At 69.6% G+C, this 263-nt stretch carries 1 protein-coding gene; it reads left to right on the forward strand.

Going from position 1 to position 263, the window contains the following annotated elements; translation table 11 throughout:
- Positions 1-257: hypothetical protein (locus tag ACQG3P_RS20115; RefSeq protein ID WP_426806030.1), on the forward strand; the 257-nt coding region annotated here is incomplete at its 5' end.
- Between the last annotated feature and the right edge of the window lie 6 nt (positions 258-263).

The following is a 263-nucleotide window of genomic DNA, read 5'->3' on the forward strand; positions in this document are numbered from 1 at the left end:
GTACCGCGCTGTCCATCGCCCACACGGTGCAGTTCACCCATTCGTTCGGCACCGTCAACGCCCGCTGGGACAGCGTGATGCCGCGGACCGCGAGCGTGGCGATGCCGCAGGCCTGCCGCATCATCCGGAACCGCCCGCTGGATGGCACCGCGATCCGCGATGCGCGCCGCGAGATGCGCAACTCGATCGACGGTGACCGCCCGGCCGACCTGGTGGAAGACACCGGTGCGGACGTGTCGGAGCGGTTCGTAGTCTGAGGACGG

Origin of the sequence: Stenotrophomonas sp. SrG, from assembly GCF_050031795.1 — a bacterium.
In the GTDB taxonomy this organism is placed as follows: Bacteria; Pseudomonadota; Gammaproteobacteria; order Xanthomonadales; family Xanthomonadaceae; genus Stenotrophomonas; species Stenotrophomonas rhizophila_A.